Below are 25,278 nucleotides of genomic sequence, written 5' to 3' on the forward strand. Positions count from 1 at the left end.
CTTTTCATTTAGATATGAAGACGACCTTATCCGTATTAATAATTGTCACGTTCACGGTAATATCTAATTCAACGCTATATGTCTTTCTTTCACGCGGCAGGAAAAAGAATAAAAACTTCTCATTTTTAACTGATAATTCTGCGTTTAATACTTTTACGTCTTGTGGCTCAATCCGTAACAGAATATTTTGTGTCGATTTCAACACCGTATTCTGGACATTACCGAGTGCATTAGCGAAAGCTTTTTCCTTAGTATCGCCTTTACCTTTCACTTGCACCTGAGTGGTATATTGCTCTTTCATTACGGTTGACCGTATTTCTTGATATAAGCGTCGACTAATCTCTGGCCTAATTCTTCTTTATCCATAAATCCGAAGCCCAGCACTTTGCAGCCTTCATTTATTGCCGTCACGCCTTCTTCAACAGAACGCATGCCGTATTTTGCTTTGTAACCATATTTATTTTGCGCCGTAATAGCGCCCGCACCGCCACTGCCGCAGAATGAAATGCCAAAGTCAGCTTTTTCACTGTTCATCACATCACCCAATTTCATGTCTGCGGCAACACCGGGAATAACCACTACGCGGCCACCAGCCAATTCAACACCCTGGCCCACTTTTTGGCCTTTACCTAAACGGTCGCCAATCACAACGGTAATTTGACTCATAGTCACTTCTCCAGATCACTGTTTTATGGGTTATTGTCTTTCGCTACTTCAAAATGCACCGACAACAAATAGGCTTCTTCAATGGGCAAATTGGCAAATTTATCGACCACTTGCTGGGCCATTTGCATCGAATGTGCTGAAATCTCATCAAATAATGATTTATCCACTTCAGGTAATGGCTCACCAGTTATGGAACGCAATACCATGGCACGGATATGTGATGTCAACATTTGTTGCTGAACTTTATTGGTAAAAATATTTTCACTATTTAACATTGCGGTAATTTCAGCTAATACCCGCTCAGTAATAATCATTACCTCTTCTTTTCCAGGTTCCTCGGCGGCATTTAATGCGGCTACATCATTCACGCTGGCAATCCCCTATTTTTGCTATATCCGTCATACTTCAGGTTGTAGGGCCGTTGGCTACGTTTTCTCGCCCTAGTGATTTACTTCTGGGACTCACTCCTTTGCCGCCTACCCACAACTCGAATTATTTAAGGTCTGTAACAACTTTCTGATGATAAAGATAAGTTCAGTTATCTTCTCTCTGCGCTGTAACATCACCCTACCTGCAAGCGGAATAGCTGTGTAGCGGCTTTTTTTCCAGTTCAAAGTGGAAATGTAATGTACCGGTGGGATCACTTTCGCAAAAAACGCCTGTTAGATAGTTAACTTAATCATTAACAACAAAATAACTTTTATATAAATACGTCAGTGCGGTTTGTAGTGGAAAAAAGTTCGTGATCCTGATCTCTTTCTTTTCTAGTCAGAAGCGCCTAATATCAGATCAATATTAAGCTATTTTCTAACACCCCCTCTCCTATGGCGTGGGGGTGTTGTTTTTATGTTTTGCTGAAATTGAATTGGAGAGTGGTATGACCAAGCCAACCATCACGATTAACGAGCTGGATGCTGAACGTTTGGATGCGTTACTGGCGCAACCGGCTTTTGCCGGTACAGTGGTCGCTCAAGCGCTCAATGAAGAACTGGATCGTGCAGAAATTCTGCCACCAAACGCCATTCCGGCAGATGTGGTGACCATGAATAGCCGTGTGCGTTTTCGCGATCTGAATAACCAGGAAGAGCATATCCGCACGCTGGTGTATCCGGCATCGCTACAAGACAGTAACGAACAACTTTCCGTGATGGCTCCGCTGGGCGCGGCATTGCTGGGGCTGCACGTCAATGATGAAATTAGTTGGAAGCTACCAGGTGGGGATGAAGCCCGCATTACTGTGTTAGAACTGCTGTACCAGCCAGAAGCAGCCGGTGAATATCACCGCTAACACTATTACCAAAGCCATTGGCGTTACCGCCAGGCGGTAAATGGACAAGCCCCGAATCACTGACTCAAGTCAGTGATTCGGGTGAAAGGGATTATTAACGATACTTTTTATGGTAGGTATCGCGGGTCGGTTTAAAGTCTTGCGCTGCTTTTTTAGCTTCATCGAGCTTGCCTTGATTCGCTAATGCCAGCGCACCATCAATCTGCCCGATAAATAAGTCCAAACCATGACGGAAATCCTTCACCTCCGCGCTACCCTCGCCTTTACTCTTCAACTTGGTAGGTATGCCCTTTTGTGCATCCTGCGCCGCTGCACGCATCGCCTGCAAGCCTTGCTTCATCACATCAGTAGAGTCAGCCTTCAACACTTTGCCGTAATTATCAGCAATGGTTTCCATGTTATCAGCCACGCTGGCAGCCATCGCTAAAGTGCTGGCGCTGAGTAACACCGCCGCCATTAACGCCATCATTTTCTTACCCATGCTCACATTCCTTCTATACCCTTCTAACGTGGCGTTGCAGCAGGGTTTCGCAGCAAGACCAAATTGGGGATGGGATTATTGTTATTGAAATACTGATCATTAGTACATTGCTCACACTTAACATAGGCAATAGACACTGAAACTGACAATGATTTCTTGTAATCAATTAAGAAATGAGATGAGGGCTGAATAAAAATCAAAAAAAAAGCCAGCAACCAATGCCAGCTTTAGGTGTGAAGCTACACGATGTTATTCGCCCGCAATCTTCATCGCAGGTAATAAAACAGAGCCACACTGAATGTTACTGCGGGTTTCGATATCACTGCCTACGCTGACAATATTACGCAGCATATCTTTCAGATTACCGGCAATCGTTATCTCACTGACTGGATACTGAATCTCACCGTTTTCAACCCAAAAACCTGCCGCGCCGCGGGAATAGTCACCGGTTACGGTACTGACTCCCTGGCCCATCAGTTCAGTTACCACCAAACCTTTGTCCAATTGCTTCAGCATCCCGGCGAAATCCTGCCCCTGACCGGCAATACGCCAGTTATGGATACCACCAGCATGACCGGTACTTTGCAGCCCCAGTTTACGGGCTGAATAGCTGGTCAACAGATAGGTTTGCAGTACCCCATCTTTAACGATTTCCCGTTGTAAAGTACGCACACCTTCACTATCGAACGGGGTCGAAGCCAGACCACGCAGTAAATGTGGGTGCTCTTCAATAGTTAACCACTCAGGTAAAATCTGTTTACCCAAATGATCGAGCAAGAAGGTCGATTTACGGTAGATATTGCCGCCGCTGATCGCCGAAACCAAGTGACCAAACAAGCCGGTCGCCACTTCAGCGGCAAACAGCACCGGTGATTGCATGGTCGGCAGTTTACGTGGCGATAAGCGGGATAAAGTACGACGAGCGCACTCCTCACCAACCCATTCCGGGCTGGCTAAATCTTCCATCCGTCGGCCAATGGTATAAGCGTAATCTCGCTCCATATCACCATTATGTTCAGCGATAACGCTGCTGGAAAGCGAATGGCGACTTGAGCAATAGCTCTGTAACATGCCGTGGCTGTTACCAAACACCTTGATGCCATAATGGCTGTTAAAACTGCCACCTTCGGTATTGGTAATCCGCTTATCGGCCTGCAATGCAGCCTGCTCCGCCCGGGCGGCCAGCAAGATACCTTGTTCTGCATCCAAATCGCTCGGATGGAACAGGTCCAAATCAGGCGCCTCAAAAGCCAGCAGCGATTTATCTGCCGCGCCAGCGTAGGGATCAGGTGAAGTGTAACGAGCAATATCCAGCGCAGCCTGCACCGTGCGGGCGACTGCATCTGGATTTAAATCGGTGGTAGACGCGCTACCTTTACGCTGCTGGTGATAAACAGTAATTCCCAGCGCACCATCGCTGTTGAACTCCACATTTTCCACTTCACCAAAGCGAGTGCTGACACTAATTCCGGTGGTTTTACTTACAGCGACTTCGGCCGCATCAGAACCCACACGGGCCAATTCCAAAGCCTGTGCAACCGCTTGTTCCAGCGTTTTACGCTGTTCTGCAACTTGAGTGACTACTTTCATCAGTCTGCCATAATTAATGAGATAATCGTTCAGGAAAGAGTCGTAACACGACGACTTACACGGATACAATATAGAACGCCATGGTTCTGAGTCTATCAGAGATCTTTGTACTATTTCGCAGAAAGCCAACAACCTGCTACGATTAGCCTCTTTTTAAGGAATTTGACCATGAACAAACAGCCCGAAGATTGGCTAGATGAAGTCCCAGAAGATAAAGACGAAGATGACGATGAAATTATCTGGGTCAGTAAAAGTGAAATTAAACGTGATGCCGAAGCGCTGAAAGAACTCGGCACCGAGCTGGTTGAGCTGGGTAAAAATGCGCTGGAGAAAATCCAACTGGATGAAGATCTGCTGGCAGCCGTTGAACTGGCACAGAAAATCAAGAAAGAAGGCCGCCGCCGCCAGATCCAGTTAATTGGTAAAATGCTACGTGCCCGTGATGTAGAACCTATCCAAACCGCATTGGATAAGCTGAAAAATCGCCATAACCAACAAATCTCGCTGTTCCACAAGCTGGAAATGCTGCGTGACCGTTTGGTTGAAGAAGGTGATGTCGCGATCCCTACGGTGTTGGATCTATATCCAGATGCGGATCGCCAACAACTGCGTAGCCTGATACGTAATGCCCAGAAAGAGAAAGCCACTAACAAGCCACCGAAATCATTCCGTCAGATCTTCCAATATCTGCGTGAACTGTCTGAAAAGCAGCAATAATCGGGCGGGGCCGGGTCTGACTCGGCTCCCGACTCAAGAAGGCTAATTCACACTATATTGAAACGCAGGCTGCCTGCTAACTCCTCTTCCGCTTCCTCAAGCAGCAGCACAATCGCACCGAAGCGGCGTTTGTGGCGGTGATTGAAATGAATAAATTCAATCTCTACCGGTAAGGCTATCTCACCTGTGACCACATCCCACAGAGCATCCAGATTGGCGCCAAAATCTTCGCTCAGCGCAAATTTTTGGCAAAATGCGCGGTAAAATGCAGGAAGATCGGATATATGGTCAAAATCAAATACCACTTTTACCATCTTCTCACTCCATCCGAATGAAACGCTTGTAGTGATCCTGAGTTAGATAAATCAGGCCATCATTGGAGTACAGCAAACGATCGCTACCGCGATGCCCACAACGATAATTAACATCGGCTTCACGCCAGTTACGGCCTTTCGCCTCAGGCAGTTGGCGTTCACGGTTAGAAAAACGATCGCCGCCAATCGCTCTGCCTGGCAATACTTTACACAGATTGCCGTCTTTGGGATCCCAGCCCTGCGCACGCGCCTGCTGCTTGGTAAGGTAAAAATCCGGCAGGCGATGATGCACTTGTAGGTATTTAGCCACCTGCTGGTGCTGGGTCAATTGTTCAATCGATGCAGATGCCGATAAAGGTGGGCGTTCCAGATCCGCCGATTGACCGATATCACGCGCCGTGACACCGCCAATCCCCTGCAATGCCGCCACTGCCAGCAACAGTATTGCGCCCAGAATGGCCATAAGTCGTTTATTCATGGTTCTCCTTAACCCTCAGGCTGCCAATAGCTGTTGTGCTGCTCATTGCGATAACCCATGCCCACGTTTTATTCACCAATCCAATTTATAAATTACCCAAATGCAGGGTTTTGACTTCCATAAACTCATCTAACCCCAGCACTGACCCTTCACGGCCAAGGCCAGACTCTTTAACACCACCGAAAGGTGCCAGCTCAGTAGAAACTGAACTTTCATTGACACCAATCATACCGCTTTCCAACGCATCTGAAACCCGGAATACACGTTGTAGATTCTGAGTATAGAAGTAAGCTGCCAGCCCGAACGGCGTGTCATTAGCTCGTTTGATAACTTCCTCTTCGGTTTTGAAGCGGAAGCAGGCAGCCAGTGGGCCAAATGTCTCTTCAGAGGCGACTTTCATCTGCTCATTAGCATCGGCAATAACTGTAGGCTGGAAGAAATTTCCCCCCAGTTGATGACGACTGCCCCCCGCCAGCAGGCGACCGCCCTTCTCAAGCGCATCTTTGACGTGATCCTCAACTTTCTCCAGCCCGGCGAGATTAATCAATGGCCCCATATTGACGTCTTTATCCATACCATTACCAACATTCAGTTTTTTAACCTCAATGGCTAAACGGCTGACAAACTCGTCATACACACCATCCTGAATGTAAAAACGATTGACGCACACGCACACCTGCCCGGCATTGCGGAATTTACACGCCATCGCACCAGCAACTGCGGCATCCAAATCAGCATCATCAAACACGATATACGGCGCGTTACCGCCCAGTTCCATGGAAATTTTCTTCATGGTGGCTGCGGCATTACGCATTAAGGTTTTGCCAACTTCGGTTGAGCCGGTAAAGGAGATTTTACGCACTTCCGGGCTGGCCATGATGGCATCACTGATGGCATGCGTATCGCCCGCAACACCATTGAGCACGCCAGCGGGCACACCGGCTTGCTCTGCCAATGCCAGTAAAGCAAAAGCGGATAACGGCGTGTTATTGGCCGGTTTAATCAATCCGGTACAACCGGCAGCCAATGCTGGCCCCAGTTTGCGGGTTAACATTGCCAGCGGGAAATTCCACGGCGTGATGGCCGCCACCACACCAACCGGTTCGCGAGTTGCCAGAATGCGTGCCCCCTCTTTGGCTGGCGGAATAATCTCACCATTGGCACGTTTGGCCTGCTCACTAAACCATTGAATAAAGCTGGCGGCATAGGCGACCTCGCCTAAGGCTTCTTTCAATGGTTTACCTTGCTCAGAAACCATTATCTCAGCCAATGATTGCTGATGTTCCATAATCAACAAATACCAACGCTGAAGAATTTCCGCCCGCTGCTTGGCGGGTGTTTTTCGCCAAGCGGGGAAAGCCGCACTGGCGGCCTTAATCGCGGCTTCAGTTTCTTGGGTACCCGATTTAGCCACTTTCGCCACCAACTGGCCGGTAGCAGGGTTATGTACGTCGAAAGTGTCCTGCGCCTGATGCCATTTACCACCAACAAAATAGCCGATATGGTACACACCGTCGCTGTGTCGTTGGTTTTGTAATGGATTGTGCAATGGATCGCGTAATAGATTTTGTGCTGACATCTTGTCGACCTCCTGAGGGAAAGGATGCCCCCATCAATGGAGGGCGAGGAAGGTTGCTTCACTATGAAGTATATACCCAAAGAACTTGGAGTTGCAGGTAGGCTGCCAGTGAACACATCCCGATGAGCTGACTCAGGTCAGTGATTCGGGTCAGTGAGCGCCGCTAACAACCCTGTGGTTTCACTCTAAAGGGGATACTCAAAGTCATTGGAATCACAGGTAGGCTGCCAGTGAATGCATCCCGATGAGCTGACTCAGGTCAGTGATTCGGGTCAGTGAGCGCCGCTAACAACCCTGTGGTTTCACTCTAAAGGGGATACTCAAAGTCATTGGAATCACAGGTAGGCTGCCAGTGAATGCATCCCGATGAGCTGACTCAGGTCAGTGATTCGGGTAAGTGAGCGCCGCTAACAACCCTGTGGTTTCAAGGACGAAGAGTATCGCTAGATAAGCGCACTCTGATAACGATGCAACATATCCGCCAACCGCTTTACCGGGCGGATAACAGAATCAGGCGATTGATAATCGACTAATTTTTGCTGATATTGATCTAATTCCTGTAGTAAACGGGCGAAGTAATAGCGCCGCTTCTGGTCATTTTTGGCATTAATAACCCGATCGGCGGTATAGCGGATCTGTTTGTGAAAAGCACTCAATTCAGCATTAACTGGGATCTCGGTGTTATTGAGCCGCTGATGGGCGATGATCAGCGTCAATGCCAGTCGATACTTATCAATATCACCGGGGAACATCATCAATAATTGATTCAGTTGTTGATACAACGCCGGTAGATGGTTTTCGCTGCGGCGGACTTTATTGGTGGTCAATGCCGATACCGCACTGTAAACAAAGCGGTTTAGCAAGGTTCTGCCGGTTCGGTCCTTGGCATTATCGCGGATCAACAACAGCACAATCAGAGAAACGAAACAGCCGACAATCTGCCCCAACGCACTGTCGAGGAACATACTGACATTAAACTCCATCGGGTTGCTCAACACCATGATATTGATAGTACTGGCCAATGTTCCCAGCGAGCCAAGACGGCGCTTTTGCACTTCGATACCAATAATAAATGCCAGTAATCCCAGACTGATGCACAGCAACAGCATACTTTGCTGGGTCGCAGGGATAATAAACATGAAATAGAGCGCCCCAATAGGCAGCGCCATAATCACCCCTAGCAGGAAGTCGATCGCCACCATCCGTGGATTGGGGGTGCGCATTGCCAGTGAGGTCACCACCGCAATCATGACCATACAGCCCGCCCCAGATGTCCAGCCAGTCCACAGCCAGAATAGGCCGCCGATCGCCGTAGCAATACCGGTACGCAAGCCATTGATCATCGCATGATGACCTTCGGCTGAAACATGTTTGATTGGCTCATCGCCGTCCAGAATACCTTCTTCCACCCGGCTGATACTGCTGTTGGTATGAATCCCTTTTGATAGCAATAAATAACGTGTCGCCGCCCCCACCCAACTGCTGATGGTCGCAGGGATCGCCGCACTGTGACTGCCGCCAATATATTGACGCAATTTCTTCATCTGCTGATGAATTTCAGCCGGCGTCTCTGCCGGTTCACTCAGCATCACGTTCAGCTCGGCACTGAGTAAGTCGGGATGATTGATCAATACCAGATAGGTTTCGCAGGCTTGAGTGATCAGGGCTAATGACGCCGTGTGCAACACCCGTAAGCGGCGGTTACAACGCTGCCAGCGGGAAGATTCCATCATCAGATAACTACGCATCCCATTCAGTGCCGTGGTATTTTTAACCAGATCATTCCAGGCCCGATCGATATCGTTTTTTTCTGCCGGACGAATACATAACTGCAATAATTTATATTGATCTACCAGCACCTTATCGACCAGACGATCAATATCCTGCTTGATCGATCGTGGTGAAAACAGCAGATCCGCCATCACCGCGCAGACGATCCCCAGCACAATCTCGCTACAGCGCTCGACAGCAAACTGCGGTGTCAGTAATGGCGTTTCACCGGTGGTGACAATGATAATCAGCGCAGTGTAACCCGCCAGCCCGAATGCGTAAGAGTTCTCAACCCGAACCAGTGAGGAGATCCAAGTACAAACGCCAGCCCACAAACAGCAAAGCATCAGGGTTAATACTGGTGCTCTGATAGTCAGAACGATGATAACCAAACCACCAATACAGCCGATGAATGTCCCGATAATACGTAACCAGCCTCGATGACGAATCGCACCAGAGAATGGCTCACCGCCCGCAGCAAATGCCGGGCCAGCAGCAACAATGGCCGCCGTCAGCACCGACCAACGTGGTGTTTCCAATTGCAGATGAAAGCCCAGAAACAGCGCGGCCACAATGGCAAAACTGAGTTTGAACGCAAAGCGCAGGCGAATAAATGTCGGGCTGTTCATCTTAACCAAACTCACGCAGGCGATGCATCAACTTAACAATCGGTGAAGCCTGATTAGGATTGCGATCAGTCGCCCCGGTTATCACCACGGTAGCCGTCGTCCCTGCGGGATAGGGATGCTGTTGATCTTCACTGTCCAAACGGATCTTCACCGGTACTCGTTGCGCCAACCGCACCCATTCCAGATTATTGTCAATCGTCGCCAACCCTTTGCTATCGACACTGCTGCTGCTGTTGGTGACACCGGCGGAGACACTGTCGACAGTACCGTGCAAAATACGGTTGCTGCCCAGTGGGGTGATTTCCGCCCGATACCCGGCTTTAACCCCCTCCAGCTTGGTCTCTTCCAAATAGGCCAAAATATAGAAAGTATCTTTTTTCACCAGTGCAACAGCGGTAGCGCCACGGTTAATAAACTCCCCGGCATGAACATTCAGATTCGTCACCCAGCCTTGTGCAGGCGCGCGCACGGTGGTGCGTTCCAGATCAAGTTTGGCTAAATCTCGTACCGCGATAGCTTTTGCCAACTGATGCCTGGCGGTTTGTAATCCGTTGTTGGACTGGTCAATTTCTTCTTGTGACATCGCCTGAATCCCCAAACGTTGCCGCCGGCCGGATTCACGTTGTTTCTCCGCCGCCAGTGTTTGGTAATAGGCCACATCGGCCTCGGCTTCAGCCAACGCCTGCTGGTAGCGCGGTTGGTCAATAACAAACAAAATCTGCCCTTTCTGCACCAGTTGATTGTCTTTTACCGGCACATCGGTGATCAAGCCACTGACATCCGGTGCGATAGCCACCACATCGGCAGTGAATTTGGCATCACGGGTCCAGGGTGATTCGGTATAAAAAGCCCAAACTTTGAAAATAGCGATAACCGCCAGTAAAACCACCAATAAGGTGATGCCGATACGGATTATTTTTAATGAAAAAGTACTCACGGCGACCTCAGGAAAAAAGACGGGATATTAAATAGAAAAGACAACAATACAGCGCGGTATTAAAGAGTGCTGGATGCCAGACAAACTCATAAATACCAGTAGGTTGTAGCACACGGCGCAAAACAAAGAACAGCGCCAGCGAAAGGAGCAACTCAAAAAATATTGGCGGAAAAGAGAGGCCAAATATCACCATCACCGGAAGCAACGTCATTCTGTAGATCCTTTCTATTATAGGGTGCCGGTGAACCAGCCATAAGACTAACTTGTAGGTTAAACTTAACTAAGCAACATGACTGTAACCTTAGCGAGGCGAGATAACACTTCGACAGCGTGGCTTGCAAACCTAAAACGATTCTCCCGACAGCAGTATATTAGCCTGCTTATTATCACCTTATCTACGATGTGTGATCTAAATCACTTTTAAGCTACAGTTAACAATCAAGCGTTAGCAATCAACTCAGGGTGAACCATGGAAAGACTAAAACGGATGTCAGTATTTGCCAAGGTGGTTGAGTGTGGGTCTTTTACTGGCGCCGCACGGCAGTTAGAAATGAGTGTGTCGTCGATTAGCCAAACAGTGTCAAAACTGGAAACCGAGCTGAATGTTAAGCTGCTTAACCGCAGTACTCGCCGCATTGGTTTAACTGAGGCAGGCCGAATTTACTATCAGGGTTGTCGGCGCATGTTGCAGGAAGTACAGGAAGTCCATGAACAACTCTATGCCTTTAACAACACCCCAACCGGAACCTTACGCATCGGCTGCTCATCGACGATGGCACAAAATGTACTGGCAACGATGACAGCAGAGATGTTGAAAGAGTATCCCGGCCTATCCGTTAATCTGGTCACCGGCATTCCGGCACCGGATTTAATTGCTGATGGTTTAGATGTGGTGGTCCGCGTTGGTGCATTACAGGATTCGGGGCTATTTTCACGCCGCCTTGGTTCCATGCCGATGGTGGTCTGCGCCGCCAAAAGTTATTTAGCACAACATGGTACACCAGAAAAACCCAGTGATATGACCAATTTCTCCTGGCTGGAATATAGCGTGCGACCAGACAGTAACTTTGAGCTAATCGCGCCAGAAGGTATTACCACGCAAATATCGCCACAGGGCCGCTTTGTCACCAATGACTCACAAACCATGATCCGTTGGCTTAACGCGGGGGCGGGTATTGCTTACGCACCGTTAATGTGGGTAATAGAGGAAATTAAACGCGGCGAGGTGGAAATACTGTTTAAAAAATACCATTCAGATCCGCGCCCAGTATATGCGCTCTATACCGAGAAAGATAAAATGCCACTTAAAGTTCAGGTCTGTATCGACTATTTGACCGAGTACTTTAAACGAGTGGCTGAGGTATATCAGGGATATCGCTGAATATACTATAGCTATTGGATGCCCAGTTGAGAACTAAACTGAGCATCCAACTATCAACCCCTACGCCGTGCCACCCACCGTCAGATTGTCTAACTTCAAAGTAGGTTGGCCGACGCCAACTGGCAGGCTTTGCCCCTCTTTGCCGCAAACGCCGACACCTTTATCCAGCGCCAGATCGTTGCCGACCATCGAAATCTGCTGCATGGCTTCGATGCCAGAACCAATCAAAGTGGCCCCTTTCACCGCACGGGTGATTTTACCTTTTTCGATTAAGTAAGCTTCGGAGGTTGAGAACACAAACTTGCCGGATGTAATATCCACCTGACCGCCGCCAAAGTTAGGCGCGTACAGGCCATATTCCACACTGGCGATAATCTCTTCCGGTGTCGATTTACCGGCCAGCATATAGGTATTGGTCATCCGTGGCATTGGCAAGTGCGCGTAGGATTCACGGCGGCCATTACCGGTCGGTGCAACGCCCATCAGGCGCGCGTTCAACTTATCCTGCATGTAACCTTTCAAAATACCGTTCTCAATCAGCACGTTGTATTGGCCCGGCACCCCTTCATCGTCGATGGCCAAAGAGCCACGGCGACCTTGCATGGTGCCATCGTCCACCACGGTACACAGTTCTGAAGCCACCAACTTACCCATTTGGCCGCTGAAGACTGAGCTGCCACGGCGGTTGAAATCACCTTCCAAACCATGACCGACCGCTTCGTGCAACAATACACCCGGCCAACCTGCACCTAAGACTACTGGCATAGCGCCAGCAGGGGCGGCAACAGCCGACAGATTTACCAGTGCCATTCTGACCGCTTCATTGGCAAAGTTATCAGCTCGCACTTCGCCATCCACAGTTTCGAGGAAGTAGTCATAACCAAAACGACCACCACCACCACTGGCACCGCGTTCGCGTTTGCCGTTGTCTTCCACCAATACGCTGACCGACAGCCGCACTAATGGGCGCACATCTGCCGCCAGCGTGCCGTCGGTGGCCGCGACCAGGATTTGCTCATAGACACCGGTCAAACTGGCACTGACTTCCTGCACCCGCTTATCAGCAGCACGGGCCACTTTATCGACCCGATGGAGCAGCGCAATTTTATCTTCGCGCGACAAGCTTTGTAGCGGGTCTAGCAAGGGATAAAGCGCCTGATAGTGAATCTCACCCAAGGTATGCACTTTACCGTTACCGTTATCACGCACAATACTGCGTGCGGCATGAGCACTTTGTTGTAAAGCATTCAGGGTGATTTGGTCGGCATAAGCAAAACCAGTCTTTTCACCGCTGACCGCGCGCACACCCACACCCTGATCAATATTGTACGAGCCATCTTTGATGATGCTGTCTTCCAACACCCAGGCCTCGTGGTAGCTGGACTGGAAATACAGGTCAGCATAATCGAGGCGGCGTTCAGACAACTGCCCCAACACTGAGAACAAGTCCTGATGGTTCAGCTTGTTAGCAGCGAGTAACTGCTCACTGACAAACGAGAGGCTCATAGTTTTCACTCTTTAATTAGATGATGGTTTATGCGATGACGGCAACGGAGACGGCAGGAAGCGATTGTGCTGCAATACCGGCATCTGATTACGGATAATGTTCAAACCTGTGGTTTCAATTTTTACTTTTAAGGCAGCAACCGCATCTGGGTTCTGCCCTAATATTTTACCCCAGGCATCAACCGCCATAGTGTGGCCCCAGGTGCGGCGGGTGGCGCCATGACGCCCTACCTGTGCTGCGGCCAGTATCACGCACTGGTTTTCAATCGCCCGTGCGCGCAATAAAATCTCCCAGTGAGCTTCACCGGTCATTTTGGTAAAGGCCGCCGGCACCGAAATAATCTCAGCCCCCTGCGCCCGCAAAGCTTGGAATAAGCCTGGAAAACGTAAATCATAACAAACCGTCATGCCCAAGCGGCCTACCGGTGTATCAACCACCGTCAGTTGTTCACCCGGCTGATAAGTATCAGATTCACGATAGCGGCCATGAATATCGTTAATATCCACATCAAACATGTGAATTTTGTCGTAACGAGCTTTAAGTTCGCCCTGGTCATCAAACAGCAAGCTACTGGTAGTGATAAGCTCCGGTGACTCGCGGCTTATCATCGGCATGGAGCCCACTTGAATCCACACTCCGTAATGGCGTGCCATCTCGCGAATTTGCTGTTGCAGCGGCCCGTCATTATGTTGCTCGGCATGGTGTCGATAAGAGGCAGCATTGGCAAATAACAGTGCATTTTCCGGCGTCATAACCAGTTTAATACCAGAGTTTAACTGTTTGATCTGCTGCTCAATTTGAGCCAGATTGTCACGGGTATTTTCACCGCTGCATAACTGCAATAATGCAACATTGGCATTTTTCATGGCGCCTTACTCTCCTTTAGCTGGCGTAATACTTCATGGATGGTTGGTTGATCCAAGCTACCGGTAATCTGGTAACGAATCAGCGAAACCTTGCTCCATAATGGCCCTAATATCTTCGAGGCAGCAAATACCGCAGCCCCAACCACTGGGTTGATCGCAAAGGCTGTTGCGACGCCGACAGTGGCAGAAATCTCTGGTGTAATAACCGCTTCCATGGCTATCTGGCGTTTAACCAAGTCCACATTACCACTCATGGCAATATCGGCCGCCAATCCATCCACCACTAAATCATTGGTGTGCATTACACCATTGTTAATATTGGCCGTGCCCCGAATAGAATCAAACGCAAAGTCACGACTAAACGTATCACTAAAATCAAGCTGGAGCTTACGTAATAGTGCGTCAAAGCTGACCAAACGCAGTAACTGACCGGCGCGCCCACCACCGAGATCGCTCAGTTGGCCTCTGCCCAATCTACTCTTTAATGCCCCATTCAGGGTATTAATCTGTGGCTGCCACGGGACTCCACGCCAGTTAACATCGGCATTGATATCAAAAGAGGCATCTTTTATCGGTGTTGTCAGGCCGAAGAATGAAATGGTTTCATCGATCTTCGGCCCGCTCAGCGCGATATTAAGCGCGGTTTTATCGCCATTGCTGTCTTGCTGCCATTGGCCGGAAACTTTAGCCCGCCCATTGCCAGCCTCAATCAAGCCGTTAGTTAACGTCAGCACCGAGCCTTTCGGCGTCAGATCTGCGTTAATACGCCCAACATTTTGCCCCAGAATCCAACAAGATTTGCAGCGTAATTGCAGCGCAGGCCAATCACGGAACGAAATTTTACTGGCAGTTTGTGGCTCCTGCAACGCAGCTTGCGCCAGGGGATCTTGTGCTTCGTGCGTGGTCCATTGCGGGTTGTAATAAAGATAATCGATATCAGCATGCCATGGCCCATGTTCGGCCATCAGCAGGCTACCATCCACTTCCTGACCTTTTGCCGTGACGTGAGTACCGGTTAATAATGGCTCAACCAGCAGTGTCAGTTGGTGCCAAGCCTGCCCACCAACCAAAAGCTGTGGCGTCTGTAAAGTCAGCCGGGTAGGAAGTATCACATTGGATTTATTGCCTTTTATTTTTGCTGGTACTGATGCGCTAAAAGGTGTGCTGACACTGGTAAACTCCGGTGCCAGCAACGCCAACCAACTCTCACCATCCAGTGCCGGTAGTTTAAGGACCAAACCTTTATCCTCCGGCAGTGGCGGGACTTTTTTGCTGTCGGATTGCCAGATAGCCCGCGCCAGCTCTACTTGTTCTTTTTGCAACAACCATTGGCTATTGAATGTATTGTTGCTGCCAGCACTGCCGGAGAGGGTAAACGCCTCCAGCCCCCCCACCACCTGTACATGCATGGGTAATGCCTGACCACTTGTTTTATCTAGTGGAGCAGGTAAGTGACTGCTTACTTTCTTCAGGTCAGCCGTCAGATCAATTTTATAGTCTGGCTTGCCATTTTTCGGTAATTGTACGGCGACTTTGCCTTGCCAATTGGCGCTACCACTGAGCAATTTCGCGACATCAGCGGGAACGCCGGGCAACTTGGCCGGTAACCAGTCACCACGCAACCCAACATTCACCAAAAAGTTTTTTGGCTGCTCTTGCGTAGTGAAATCAACCGTCAATGGCTGCCCAAACCAGTTAGCGGATAAGGTATCGCTATCAAGATTGCCATCGTTGAAGCGGAACTTGCCACTGATGTTTTCCAGTTGGCTTTGCAATGGCTTCACCAACAAGCTGCTGTTATTGAGCGTCACTTCGCCGCTGGCGTGGGTAATACGGTCTTCTTCCAACGGAATATCCAAATGTAAGCGCCCACTAACTTTACCGCCGACTTGCAGCTCTTCCAGAGTTTCCGCCACAGAATCATGCAGTGGTGTCTCCGTAAAGTAGTCATGAATATCACGCCCTTCGCCAACCACTTCGGCGTCGACATACAGCTTTTCTTTCAGATAGTCAGGGATAATCGCGCTGATATTACTGCCAGTGACCTTACCCAACATCGCGTGAGGGGCATCCATCCACAAACCTTCGTTGAGGAAATTGAGGTCGATTGCCAAATTCTCTAACGCAGGCCAATCTGGTTGGAATTGGAAGGTGGCGTTACGCAGTGGCACATAAACCTGGAACTGGCCCTCTTTATGTTTATAAGGAAAATCATGAGGATTGCCGTTATAAATAAGTGTTGCGTTGTCTACCTGCCCACCCTGTAACGCCTCGGTCAGATAATCTGCCAACTTCTTACCCATCAGCGGTTCAGGGAAATAGCGCCATGCATCGGCCGCATCATACAGGCGGATGCCGGTCAGGATTTTCAGCCATGGCTGCCCAATATCGGGTTGCTGATAGTGGAAGCTGCCGTTGCCCCACAGCGATTTAGCTCGGACATCGAGCTGGTCACTCCACAGTTCCCAGCCTTTATCATCAATCTGCCAGTTGACTGTACCACTGGCCTGACTAACTTCCAGCGGCGCGCGGAACATATCACCATAAGGTAATAGGCTGTCTTTGAGATTGATATCCAACCGCCCACGCGCTGCGGAACCACTCAGCGCACCGGCAAAATTATTAACCCCCGGCAACAAATCCCATTGTTGCCAACTGATATTGTGCCATTTAGCCTGAAAACGGGTTTTTTCTGGTTGGCTGATAGGAATGTCCAATGCCAGTGCATCAATATTCCCTTGTGGCCGCAAATCCGCCCAACGATTCATCAGCTCAGGGGTAAAAAGTGACAAGGTCGGTAACAGTGGCCCCACCCGCTCCAACTGAATATTGGCGGCGCGAATGCGTAACTCCTGGGATTGGTCTGGGCCAATAAACTGCGTGTTCTCCGGTAACCACAGGGCAGATAAATGCCCTTTAGGCCATGCCTGACCATCGGTTTTCAGTCTTAGCTCCGGCGCATCAACCTGCCAACCATTACCCTGACGGCGGCCTTCCAACACAAAATCATCTACCGCCAACTGATGTGATTTGCCCGCGACAGTCCAATTGGCCTGCCCCTCACTGAGTAACACATTGCCACTGTAAATAGTGCCACTCTTGATACTCAGCCAGGCCGCCAGACTAAATTCCGCATTGTCCAGCCCGGTATTGGTGTGCAGCCAGCGGCTGATCCACGGTTTCAGGTCGATCTTGTCGGCCTGCATATAGACCATGCCATTATTTAGGATGCCCTGATTATCGTGTAGATCCATCCGCACCTGCACCACACCGTGCTGACCATTAATGGTCGACAGGCTGATCTGCCCCTCGGCGCGATGCCGGTTCCGGGAGTTAAGCCAAGTGAGTTGTGGAATCTCTAATTCAGCGCGCGGGCCAGATGGGGTGAGGAATGAGACACGACTGTTACGCAGATCAAAGTGATCTAATTGACGCAGGAAGATATCAGTCAGATTACTCGCTTCAAGATTGCGGCTGCTGTTTTGCTGCATATCCAGTGTGGTGTTCAAATCTAACTGTAACTGATAGAAGGTCATATCGCGGAACTGCCAGCGCCAGTGCAACAGTGACTGCCACACATCAAGCGCAAGGGTCACCCGCTGCACCTGCCAATCGGCTTTCGGCAATTTAGCGCGAATATCGCGCAATTCCAACGTTGGGCCGAACGGTTCCCACGATCCCTGCATGAACCCCACTTCCAGTGGAATACCGCTGATGGACTGAACCTTGGCCACGATTTGCAGACGATAGTCGTTGATGAGAGGCAGCATCATGCGTAGCCCACTGACCAACAGTGCCACCACAACAATCATTGTGGCGCCTGTCGCAAATATTATCCTGGGCAGTCGCCTCACACATCTCTCCTTGCTATCCGCTGCAAGTGTGGCAGCGGGAAATCTTACATCATCACCACATCAAACTGTTCTTGGTTATACAGTGGTTCAATCTGCACTTTGACCTGCTTGCCGACGAAGATCTCCACTTCAGCCAGAGCATGCGACTCCTCACCTTTCAGTGCTTCTCCTACCGCTGGAGACGCATAGACCAGGAAGCGATCAGAATCGTAAGCGTGGTGCACTCGGACAATTTCACGCAATATCTCATAGCACACGGTTTCTACCGATTTAACGGTGCCACGGCCACGGCAGGTTGGACATTCGTTGCATAAAACATGCTCGATGCTCTCCCGCGTGCGTTTGCGGGTCATTTCGACTAAGCCTAGCTGAGAGAAACCATTAATACTGGTTTTTACCCGATCTTTACTCAATGCCTGTTCTAATGAATGCAATACACGACGACGATGCTCTTCATTACTCATATCAATGAAATCAATAATGATAATCCCCCCCAAATTACGCATGCGTAGCTGGCGGGCAATGGCCTGAGTGGCTTCAATATTGGTATTGAAAATAGTCTCGTCGAGATTACGATGCCCCACAAAAGCACCGGTGTTGATATCCACGGTGGTCATGGCTTCAGTTTGATCAATAATCAGGTAACCACCTGATTTTAGCTCAACTTTACGTTCCAATGAGCGCTGGATTTCATTTTCAACATCGTAAAGATCGAAAATTGGCTGTTTGCCCGAGTACAAATCCAGCTTTGCAGTCATTTCAGGAATGTATTCGCTGGTAAATTCCACCAGCAGGTCATAAGTCAGCTTGGAGTCGATTCGGATTTTATCCAGTGCCGCACCGGCAAAATCACGCAGTACACGTTGCGCCAGTGCCATCTCGCCATACAACTTATATTTGGTGATATTGCGTTTCTTCCGCTCCTGGACTTTAGTCCACAGGCGCTTGAGGAAGGCAGCATCGGCTGATAGCTCTTCTTCGCCAATTCCTTCAGCGGCAGTACGGATAATAAAACCGCCCTGTTCATCGCAGTAAGCCGCCACGGTTTTTCTCAGACGTTCGCGTTCGACTTCACTTTCAATTCGCTGCGACACCCCAACATGGGCCGCTCCTGGCATGAGTACCAGATAACGAGAGGGTAGAGTGATATCCGTGGTCAAACGTGCGCCTTTGGTGCCGAGGGGGTCTTTCACCACCTGCACCATTAAATCCTGTCCCTGGCGCACCAGTTCAGCGATATCGCGCACATTGAAATTTTTCTGTTCATCCCCGGCCACGCATTCGGTGTGGGGCATGATATCGGAGGCATGGAGGAAGGCGGCCTTATCCAGACCAATATCGACAAACGCCGCTTGCATGCCCGGTAAAACCCGGCTGACACGACCTTTGTAGATATTACCGACGATCCCTCTTTTCGCTTCTCGCTCAATGTGTATTTCTTGCAAGATGCCACCATCAATGTAGGCAACTCGCGTTTCAGACGGTGTGATATTGACCAGTAATTCAGCTGTCATGTATTCCTCTCACATTACGTAGCGCAATGAAATTACTTAGTAATTCATGGGTTTCTACCAACGGCAGCCCCACTACGGCATGGTAACTGCCGGTAATGGTTCTGACGAAACAACCACCTTTCCCCTGAATACCGTAAGCGCCCGCTTTGTCCATGGGTTCACCGGTAGCAATATAGTCACTGATTTCCAACTGGGATAACACACGAAATGTCACATCTGTCACCACCATGGCAGATAATACATCTTGCCGATCAGCCAGAGACACCGCAGTAATCACCTGATGTTGCTGACCGGACAGCGCATTCAATATTCGCTGCGCATCGGTTTTATCCCGTGGTTTTTCTAAAACTTGCCCATTTAACACCACGATGGTATCGGCCCCTAATACCGGCAGATCCTGTGGTGCGACCTTCACCCCAGCCTGAGCTTTCTCCAACGCTAAGCGCCGGACATACTCTTGCGCACTCTCCTCTGGATGGCGTTGCTCTTCGACCTCGGTTTTCAGTACCTCAAAAGGGACATCAAGCAGGGCCAGTAATTCACGGCGACGCGGAGAGCCAGAGGCAAGATACAGGGCAGTCATGGGTCTTAAGTCCTTATTGCACCGCAAATTGGCGGCGAATTTTACGCATTAACAAGAATAGCCAAGGCCACAAAATACCGTTAATTACACTACTCCAGAATACTTCTGGGCGGAATGAGACATTAATCACTAAAAACTCAGACCAGAACACCACGACATCCATGGTGAGTGAAAGCAGCATCACGATGAGTGCCTGCTGCCACAGTGCCATATTGCGGAATAGTTGAAACTTAAAAGCGACCAGATAAGCAATAATACTGAGTGCCAGCGCTCGAACCCCAAGTGTTGAACCCAAAATAAGATCCATAATCAGCCCGAGAACAAAGCCGGTGCCAACATTCACACGGTGGGGTAATGCCATCACCCAATAAATTAATACCAATGCCAGCCATGACGGTCGGAACATATAAATCTGTTCCGGCCACGGCATAATTTGCAGCACCATGGCAATCAGGAAGGATAACCAGATAACCCAACGGCCATTGCTGCTGTAACGGTTCATGGCGATACTCCCGGCGCAGTCACTGCTGTTGGTGTGGCGGTTGTAGCGGCCGATGGTGCCGGTGGCCCCATAGCATCTGCGGCAGGCAGCACTTGTGACATCATCGGAGCCAGTCGTTCATTGGCTACGCGGCGAACTTCAGTTGGCGGCAATGGCATCTCGCCATTACGGTCGGCCCCCCACAATAACAACAAGTAGCGTAGGCGCTGTAAATCAGCGGTTGGTCGAGCCTGAATCACGGTATAAGCCCGCTGATTATCAACTTTGACAGAAGAGACCACCGCGACCGGATAACCTTCAGGGAAACGTCCACCTAACCCGGATGTCACTAATACATCACCAACGCGAATATCTGTATTACTGGGTAAGTGCTCTAGTAATAAATCATCGGTACAGCCACTCCCTGCGGCAATCACACGAATATCATTACGCAGCACCTGAATCGGTAGCGCATGGGAGGCATCACAAATTAATAATACACGGCTGGTTAGTTTACTCACCGCGACAACCTGGCCGACGACACCACGGTCACTGATAACCGGCTGGCCTTCGTATACCCCGTTGTTAGAACCTTTATCGATAACCACCTGATCACTGTAAGGATCTGTCCCGCTGGACATCACCTGCGTGACCATTTTTTGTTCATCCTGACGCAAAGGAGAACCCAGCAATTCACGTAAGCGGTTATTTTCCTGCTTAAATTGCCCGAGCAACTGAAGATCAGTATTTTTAAGCAACAACTCTTGGCGTAATGCACGGTTTTCCAACTCTAGCTGTTCACGGGTAGCCAGAGTTTCAGAAACGTTGTCGAGAACTTTGCGTGGCCCATTGGCCAGAAAATAGAAAGGGCTAACGGCAGTGTCCATATAGGTACGTATTTTGACAAACGTGCCCAATCGGCTATCAGCGATAACCAAAACAATGGCTGCAAGAACGGCAAAGAACAGTCGCAATTGCAGGGATGGACCCCGGCTAAAAATCGGCTTCATAAATTATGCGTATTCCTCGACGACAAAAGGAGGCGCTAAATCGGACGAATTTATCCTTCTTACGTTGAGTAAGCTGGATATCGATTCATCTGATCTAGTTCTCCTCCTTTTTGGCTGACTATTATTCTTCGCTGAACAAATCGCCGCCATGCATGTCGATCATTTCCAACGCTTTGCCACCGCCGCGAGCGACGCAGGTCAATGGATCTTCTGCCACCACTACCGGAATACCGGTCTCTTCCATCAGCAGGCGGTCCAGGTTACGCAGCAATGCACCACCACCGGTCAGCACCATACCGCGTTCAGAGATGTCAGAGGCCAATTCTGGCGGACACTGTTCCAGCGCAACCATTACCGCGCTAACGATACCCGTTAGCGGCTCTTGCAGCGCTTCAAGGATCTCATTGGAGTTCAGTGTAAAGCCACGAGGTACACCTTCAGCAAGGTTACGACCGCGCACTTCAATTTCCAGAACTTCATCACCCGGGTAAGCAGAACCGATGCTGTGCTTGATACGTTCGGCAGTCGCTTCACCAATCAATGAACCGTAGTTACGGCGCACATAATTAATGATCGCTTCATCAAAGCGGTCGCCACCGATACGGACAGAAGAAGAGTAAACTACGCCGTTCAGAGAGATAACGGCCACTTCTGTGGTACCGCCACCAATATCCACAACCATCGAACCGGTTGCTTCAGAAACCGGCAGCCCGGCACCAATAGCCGCAGCCATAGGCTCTTCAATCAAAAACACTTCACGAGCGCCAGCGCCCTGAGCGGATTCACGGATCGCACGGCGCTCAACCTGAGTAGCCCCGACCGGTACGCACACCAATACACGCGGACTTGGGCGCATAAAGCTGTTGCTGTGAACCTGCTTGATAAAGTGTTGCAGCATTTTCTCGGTAACAAAGAAATCGGCAATAACGCCGTCTTTCATTGGGCGAATAGCTGCGATATTGCCGGGGGTACGCCCAAGCATCTGTTTGGCATCATGGCCCACAGCCGCAACGCTCTTCGGTGAACCGGCACGATCCTGGCGAATAGCAACCACTGAAGGTTCATTCAGTACAATGCCTTGTCCTTTAACATAAATAAGGGTATTGGCGGTACCCAAGTCGATGGACAAGTCGTTGGAAAACATGCCACGAAATTTCTTAAACATAACGAAAGGATAATCCTGCAAGCTGGGGGCGGAAAATAAAATCCGCCTACTTTACCAACCACACGAAGCAGCGACAAGGCGCAAAAACGTCCTGATTCGGTGAAAAAGTAGCTGCGTTGTTGACATCTCGTTCCATCACGAACCCATATCGCTTGAAAAGGTTGAATAAACCCTCGGCACAACACAGATTCTGCGTAACGACCGGCGTAACACAGCACATAAAATCTAACATTTAACCTGATTCTCGTCGGAAGTAAGCGCCCACCAACGATTTACGGAAATGACTGGCACATTCTACGTTAATTTTTGCTCAACGATCAGGCTAAACATAGCCCTAATACGAATATTTTTTCTTTCCGGGGTTCAAAAGTGTTGGCGGAGCAAAAAAATTGCCCTGTCCACCATAAATCCCCTTATCCTTCAGCGTTTGCCATTCTTCACGGGTAAGCACTCCTGCGGCAAAAACTTTTGTATCCGTCCCCGCACAGGCACCGGTCAGACTTTCCACAAACAACTGATTTTCATAACGTAAATTAATGCTTCTTACTAACCCAGGATGAAGTTTAATCATTTCAACCCGCAGTGATTTGATGTAAGAGGTGCTAACAACCGTTAATCCGGCCTGCGACACCATCACCTTGCAGCCCACGCCAAGCAATAAACGCATCATCGGACGGATTTGGTCGATATGTTGACACACATCTGCCTCTGCAAGTTCAAAGATAATTCGCTTTCTATCAGACTTTCTGCATTGTAAGAGCGTATCACGCAGCCAACGCTGGAAAGAACGCTGCAATAATGAATCAACGCAGATAGAAAATGCCAGAGTTTCGTCCGGCCATAAAGCTAATAAAGGAATTATCCGATCAATTTTTTGACGGTCATAACGCTCAGCCAGACCGAGCAACTGCACTAATGGTGTAAATTCAGCAGCCAACAACTCTTGCTCACCATCATATATACGGCTGATTATTTCACGGTGATGAATTTTACCGTCAACAGTAATCACCGGCTTCTGATAAAGCCTTGGCCCGCCGTTAGCCAGCGTCTGCTCCAGCAAAGTACGCCATTTGACACTACCACGCCCTTTTTCTGACACTTGAGTATCGAATACATACCAGCCATTCCCCCCATACATCGCCGCATTTTTAGTCGCTTGTCCAGCATTATCCATAATCTGTTCAACGGACTCACCACTGCGATACGCCACAATCCCCATATGCAGCAATGATTCGCGGTCAATAACATGGGGTTCAGGTAACGCCCCGACCGCATGAACCAATTGGGCAGCCATAACATCGGCATCTTTCAGCGTCTTATGGGGCAGCAAAATCGCGATATCACTCTGATGGTAACGCGCTAATAGTGCAGAGGGATGACGAGCAACAAAAGAAGAAAGCAAGTTAATCAACGAATGCATCAGTTCTTGTACCTGCTGATGGTCATCCGTATCATTTAAACTATCAAAATCAGGCAACTGCACCATGATTACTACCCCATGGGCGCCCTCTTCCTCCAATTGGGTAGTGAGTTGATTATCAAAAAACTGGCGATTACTGAGACCGGTTTTGGCATCTCGGGCGGCAAAAGCGCGAATCAGTGTATCAACACGGTTACGCTCCTCCCTCACCTCTATCAATTCGGCCAATAGCCGATCAATGGCACGACTGGCGCAAGGCGGCCATTCATGTCCGTCGCTACTGATAGCATATTCACGTTCGCCGTTAAGAATACGCCTCGCTCGGCGCTCCAGTTTTTCCTGGCCTGCGGTCTGATCACGCAACCAACGAAAACTTAGCAGTAGCATCATGGCAATCACCACAACCACCAGCGATAAAACAGCCGCAGCGTACAGAGAGCGGGCGTAGCTGCTCAAAGGGTCAATATAGGTGAAATGCATCGAAGCCCCGGGTTGATGCAGCATCGGTACCACCAGGTTGCGGTGCCTGCTTTCGCTATTCCAGGGTGTATAAATTGCAGGGAGCTTGAGATGATATAGCGTGTTGGCTTGATCCTGAATGCTAAGCTCCACCACACCAACTGTTCGCATCATAATAGGCAGCCACTCTCGCGCTTTATCCGCCGGTTGCAGCAGAAGCGACTGATCATAAGCTGTCACGATACTTTGGAGACGATGCTCCATTTTTTTCTGGCACAAATAGAAGAAACTTACCGTGCTACCCAGTAGCACTAAGCACATAGCCGAGACGACCAGTAGCGTCATAAACGCAGAAAGTTTGGTTGTAAATCGCATCCCTTAGCCTTGCGAAGCGCAATTAAGTGAAGAAAAGTCCTCATTTCCCTTGAGGAGCACACTATATGACAAAAATAGGCTATAAAACTGACTTTTTACTTCATAATGCGACAATAACACAATATTTTCGCCCCTTTCCCTGATGTTCGATTAATCCCTCTTCAAAGGATAGCCATGATAAAAATCAATGAATTGATTTTTGTTCTTGATCAGG

23 protein-coding genes are annotated in these 25,278 nt (G+C 49.3%); 3 read left to right on the top strand and 20 right to left on the bottom strand.

The window, feature by feature from the left end:
• Nucleotides 1–4: 4 nt before the first annotated feature.
• The 3 genes from ACWJJO_RS20345 to ACWJJO_RS20355 are packed head-to-tail and all read right to left on the bottom strand — an operon-like array spanning nucleotide 5 to nucleotide 1,034.
• Nucleotides 5–301 carry a DUF4312 family protein gene (locus ACWJJO_RS20345; RefSeq protein ID WP_083162226.1) on the bottom strand — a complete coding sequence of 99 codons (297 nt, stop codon included), beginning with the start codon at nucleotides 299–301 and terminating at the stop codon, nucleotides 5–7.
• Nucleotides 301–666: a glycine-rich SFCGS family protein gene (locus ACWJJO_RS20350; protein ID WP_083162224.1), complete on the bottom strand. Its 366-nt coding sequence runs from the start codon at nucleotides 664–666 to the stop codon at nucleotides 301–303. Before ACWJJO_RS20350 ends, ACWJJO_RS20345 begins: the two co-directional genes overlap by 1 nt.
• 23 nt (nucleotides 667–689) lie before the next feature.
• Nucleotides 690–1,034: a PRD domain-containing protein gene (locus tag ACWJJO_RS20355; RefSeq protein WP_083162222.1), complete on the bottom strand. Its 345-nt coding sequence runs from the start codon at nucleotides 1,032–1,034 to the stop codon at nucleotides 690–692.
• Between the two features lie 509 nt (nucleotides 1,035–1,543).
• On the opposite strand from ACWJJO_RS20355, the gene rnk reads away from it, so the two are divergent.
• Nucleotides 1,544–1,954, top strand: a complete 411-nt coding sequence (rnk, locus tag ACWJJO_RS20360; protein ID WP_083164033.1) for a nucleoside diphosphate kinase regulator — start codon at nucleotides 1,544–1,546, stop codon at nucleotides 1,952–1,954.
• A gap of 94 nt (nucleotides 1,955–2,048) precedes the next feature.
• Here rnk and cybC read toward each other — a convergent pair whose 3' ends face one another.
• Nucleotides 2,049–2,435 carry a cytochrome b562 gene (gene cybC / locus ACWJJO_RS20365; RefSeq protein WP_083162220.1) on the bottom strand — a complete coding sequence of 129 codons (387 nt, stop codon included), beginning with the start codon at nucleotides 2,433–2,435 and terminating at the stop codon, nucleotides 2,049–2,051.
• Nucleotides 2,436–2,684: 249 nt separating this feature from the next.
• Entirely contained in the window at nucleotides 2,685–4,025 is a 1,341-nt protein-coding gene (gene pmbA / locus ACWJJO_RS20370; protein WP_083162218.1) for a metalloprotease PmbA, read from the bottom strand.
• Nucleotides 4,026–4,193: 168 nt separating this feature from the next.
• On the opposite strand from pmbA, the gene yjgA reads away from it, so the two are divergent.
• Entirely contained in the window at nucleotides 4,194–4,742 is a 549-nt protein-coding gene (gene yjgA / locus ACWJJO_RS20375) for a ribosome biogenesis factor YjgA (protein ID WP_083162216.1), read from the top strand.
• 47 nt (nucleotides 4,743–4,789) lie between these two features.
• Here the strand turns inward: yjgA and ACWJJO_RS20380 are convergent, their stop codons facing one another.
• The 6 genes from ACWJJO_RS20380 to aaeX form a co-directional block, all read right to left on the bottom strand.
• Entirely contained in the window at nucleotides 4,790–5,056 is a 267-nt protein-coding gene (locus tag ACWJJO_RS20380) for a barstar family protein (RefSeq protein ID WP_083162214.1), read from the bottom strand.
• Nucleotides 5,057–5,060: 4 nt separating this feature from the next.
• Nucleotides 5,061–5,534 (bottom strand): ribonuclease, encoded by a 474-nt coding sequence (locus tag ACWJJO_RS20385; protein WP_193784767.1) that lies wholly within the window; start codon nucleotides 5,532–5,534, stop codon nucleotides 5,061–5,063.
• A gap of 85 nt (nucleotides 5,535–5,619) precedes the next feature.
• Nucleotides 5,620–7,113, bottom strand: coding sequence for an NAD-dependent succinate-semialdehyde dehydrogenase (locus ACWJJO_RS20390; protein ID WP_420073001.1), 1,494 nt, complete (start codon nucleotides 7,111–7,113; stop codon nucleotides 5,620–5,622).
• A 443-nt stretch (nucleotides 7,114–7,556) separates the two neighbouring features.
• Nucleotides 7,557–9,512 carry a p-hydroxybenzoic acid efflux pump subunit AaeB gene (aaeB, locus tag ACWJJO_RS20395; RefSeq protein ID WP_442850590.1) on the bottom strand — a complete coding sequence of 652 codons (1,956 nt, stop codon included), beginning with the start codon at nucleotides 9,510–9,512 and terminating at the stop codon, nucleotides 7,557–7,559.
• A gap of 1 nt (nucleotide 9,513) precedes the next feature.
• Nucleotides 9,514–10,449, bottom strand: a complete 936-nt coding sequence (gene aaeA / locus ACWJJO_RS20400) for a p-hydroxybenzoic acid efflux pump subunit AaeA (RefSeq protein ID WP_050087662.1) — start codon at nucleotides 10,447–10,449, stop codon at nucleotides 9,514–9,516.
• A 7-nt stretch (nucleotides 10,450–10,456) separates the two neighbouring features.
• Nucleotides 10,457–10,660 carry a p-hydroxybenzoic acid efflux pump operon protein AaeX gene (gene aaeX / locus ACWJJO_RS20405; protein ID WP_083162208.1) on the bottom strand — a complete coding sequence of 68 codons (204 nt, stop codon included), beginning with the start codon at nucleotides 10,658–10,660 and terminating at the stop codon, nucleotides 10,457–10,459.
• A 258-nt stretch (nucleotides 10,661–10,918) separates the two neighbouring features.
• Between aaeX and aaeR the strand changes: the two genes are divergently transcribed.
• Nucleotides 10,919–11,830 (top strand): HTH-type transcriptional activator AaeR, encoded by a 912-nt coding sequence (aaeR, locus tag ACWJJO_RS20410; protein WP_050087664.1) that lies wholly within the window; start codon nucleotides 10,919–10,921, stop codon nucleotides 11,828–11,830.
• A 60-nt stretch (nucleotides 11,831–11,890) separates the two neighbouring features.
• Here aaeR and tldD read toward each other — a convergent pair whose 3' ends face one another.
• The 9 genes from tldD to csrD all read right to left on the bottom strand — a co-directional run bounded on the left by tldD (nucleotide 11,891) and on the right by csrD (nucleotide 25,064).
• On the bottom strand, nucleotides 11,891–13,336 hold the full coding sequence (tldD, locus tag ACWJJO_RS20415) for a metalloprotease TldD (RefSeq protein ID WP_083162204.1): 1,446 nt from the start codon (nucleotides 13,334–13,336) through the stop codon (nucleotides 11,891–11,893).
• Between the two features lie 12 nt (nucleotides 13,337–13,348).
• Nucleotides 13,349–14,203 carry a deaminated glutathione amidase gene (gene nit1 / locus ACWJJO_RS20420; protein WP_083162202.1) on the bottom strand — a complete coding sequence of 285 codons (855 nt, stop codon included), beginning with the start codon at nucleotides 14,201–14,203 and terminating at the stop codon, nucleotides 13,349–13,351.
• Nucleotides 14,200–18,057, bottom strand: a complete 3,858-nt coding sequence (gene yhdP / locus ACWJJO_RS20425; protein WP_481091466.1) for an AsmA2 domain-containing protein YhdP — start codon at nucleotides 18,055–18,057, stop codon at nucleotides 14,200–14,202. The genes nit1 and yhdP overlap by 4 nt, the downstream gene beginning before the upstream one ends.
• Nucleotides 18,058–18,101: 44 nt before the next feature.
• Nucleotides 18,102–19,571, bottom strand: a complete 1,470-nt coding sequence (gene rng / locus ACWJJO_RS20430; protein ID WP_481091467.1) for a ribonuclease G — start codon at nucleotides 19,569–19,571, stop codon at nucleotides 18,102–18,104.
• Nucleotides 19,561–20,154: a Maf family protein gene (locus tag ACWJJO_RS20435; RefSeq protein WP_083162198.1), complete on the bottom strand. Its 594-nt coding sequence runs from the start codon at nucleotides 20,152–20,154 to the stop codon at nucleotides 19,561–19,563. The genes rng and ACWJJO_RS20435 overlap by 11 nt, the downstream gene beginning before the upstream one ends.
• Before the next feature lie 13 nt (nucleotides 20,155–20,167).
• Complete coding sequence (gene mreD, locus ACWJJO_RS20440; RefSeq protein ID WP_032906981.1) at nucleotides 20,168–20,656, bottom strand: rod shape-determining protein MreD; 489 nt, start codon at nucleotides 20,654–20,656, stop codon at nucleotides 20,168–20,170.
• Nucleotides 20,653–21,645, bottom strand: a complete 993-nt coding sequence (mreC, locus tag ACWJJO_RS20445; protein ID WP_083162196.1) for a rod shape-determining protein MreC — start codon at nucleotides 21,643–21,645, stop codon at nucleotides 20,653–20,655. Before mreC ends, mreD begins: the two co-directional genes overlap by 4 nt.
• A gap of 121 nt (nucleotides 21,646–21,766) precedes the next feature.
• A complete protein-coding gene (gene mreB, locus ACWJJO_RS20450; protein WP_002228205.1) occupies nucleotides 21,767–22,810 on the bottom strand; it encodes a rod shape-determining protein MreB in 1,044 nt (347 codons plus the stop codon).
• Between the two features lie 334 nt (nucleotides 22,811–23,144).
• A complete protein-coding gene (gene csrD, locus ACWJJO_RS20455) occupies nucleotides 23,145–25,064 on the bottom strand; it encodes an RNase E specificity factor CsrD (protein ID WP_102970523.1) in 1,920 nt (639 codons plus the stop codon).
• Nucleotides 25,065–25,278 lie beyond the last annotated feature (214 nt).

Source organism: Yersinia antarctica (assembly GCF_056636475.1).

Excerpts from the sequence above, each read along its gene's own strand:
- ACWJJO_RS20350 (WP_083162224.1), bottom strand. The coding sequence starts at position 666 with ATGAGTCAAATTACCGTTGTGATTGGCGACCGTTTAGGTAAAGGCCAA.
- aaeB (WP_442850590.1), bottom strand. The coding sequence starts at position 9,512 with ATGAACAGCCCGACATTTATTCGCCTGCGCTTTGCGTTCAAACTCAGT.
- pmbA (WP_083162218.1), bottom strand. The coding sequence starts at position 4,025 with ATGAAAGTAGTCACTCAAGTTGCAGAACAGCGTAAAACGCTGGAACAA.
- ACWJJO_RS20390 (WP_420073001.1), bottom strand. The coding sequence starts at position 7,113 with ATGTCAGCACAAAATCTATTACGCGATCCATTGCACAATCCATTACAA.
- mreC (WP_083162196.1), bottom strand. The coding sequence starts at position 21,645 with ATGAAGCCGATTTTTAGCCGGGGTCCATCCCTGCAATTGCGACTGTTC.
- rng (WP_481091467.1), bottom strand. The coding sequence starts at position 19,571 with ATGACAGCTGAATTACTGGTCAATATCACACCGTCTGAAACGCGAGTT.
- rnk (WP_083164033.1), top strand. The coding sequence starts at position 1,544 with ATGACCAAGCCAACCATCACGATTAACGAGCTGGATGCTGAACGTTTG.
- cybC (WP_083162220.1), bottom strand. The coding sequence starts at position 2,435 with ATGGGTAAGAAAATGATGGCGTTAATGGCGGCGGTGTTACTCAGCGCC.
- aaeX (WP_083162208.1), bottom strand. The coding sequence starts at position 10,660 with ATGACGTTGCTTCCGGTGATGGTGATATTTGGCCTCTCTTTTCCGCCA.
- csrD (WP_102970523.1), bottom strand. The coding sequence starts at position 25,064 with ATGCGATTTACAACCAAACTTTCTGCGTTTATGACGCTACTGGTCGTC.
- ACWJJO_RS20380 (WP_083162214.1), bottom strand. The coding sequence starts at position 5,056 with ATGGTAAAAGTGGTATTTGATTTTGACCATATATCCGATCTTCCTGCA.
- mreB (WP_002228205.1), bottom strand. The coding sequence starts at position 22,810 with ATGTTTAAGAAATTTCGTGGCATGTTTTCCAACGACTTGTCCATCGAC.
- nit1 (WP_083162202.1), bottom strand. The coding sequence starts at position 14,203 with ATGAAAAATGCCAATGTTGCATTATTGCAGTTATGCAGCGGTGAAAAT.
- aaeR (WP_050087664.1), top strand. The coding sequence starts at position 10,919 with ATGGAAAGACTAAAACGGATGTCAGTATTTGCCAAGGTGGTTGAGTGT.
- yjgA (WP_083162216.1), top strand. The coding sequence starts at position 4,194 with ATGAACAAACAGCCCGAAGATTGGCTAGATGAAGTCCCAGAAGATAAA.
- ACWJJO_RS20435 (WP_083162198.1), bottom strand. The coding sequence starts at position 20,154 with ATGACTGCCCTGTATCTTGCCTCTGGCTCTCCGCGTCGCCGTGAATTA.
- ACWJJO_RS20345 (WP_083162226.1), bottom strand. The coding sequence starts at position 301 with ATGAAAGAGCAATATACCACTCAGGTGCAAGTGAAAGGTAAAGGCGAT.
- mreD (WP_032906981.1), bottom strand. The coding sequence starts at position 20,656 with ATGAACCGTTACAGCAGCAATGGCCGTTGGGTTATCTGGTTATCCTTC.
- ACWJJO_RS20385 (WP_193784767.1), bottom strand. The coding sequence starts at position 5,534 with ATGAATAAACGACTTATGGCCATTCTGGGCGCAATACTGTTGCTGGCA.
- tldD (WP_083162204.1), bottom strand. The coding sequence starts at position 13,336 with ATGAGCCTCTCGTTTGTCAGTGAGCAGTTACTCGCTGCTAACAAGCTG.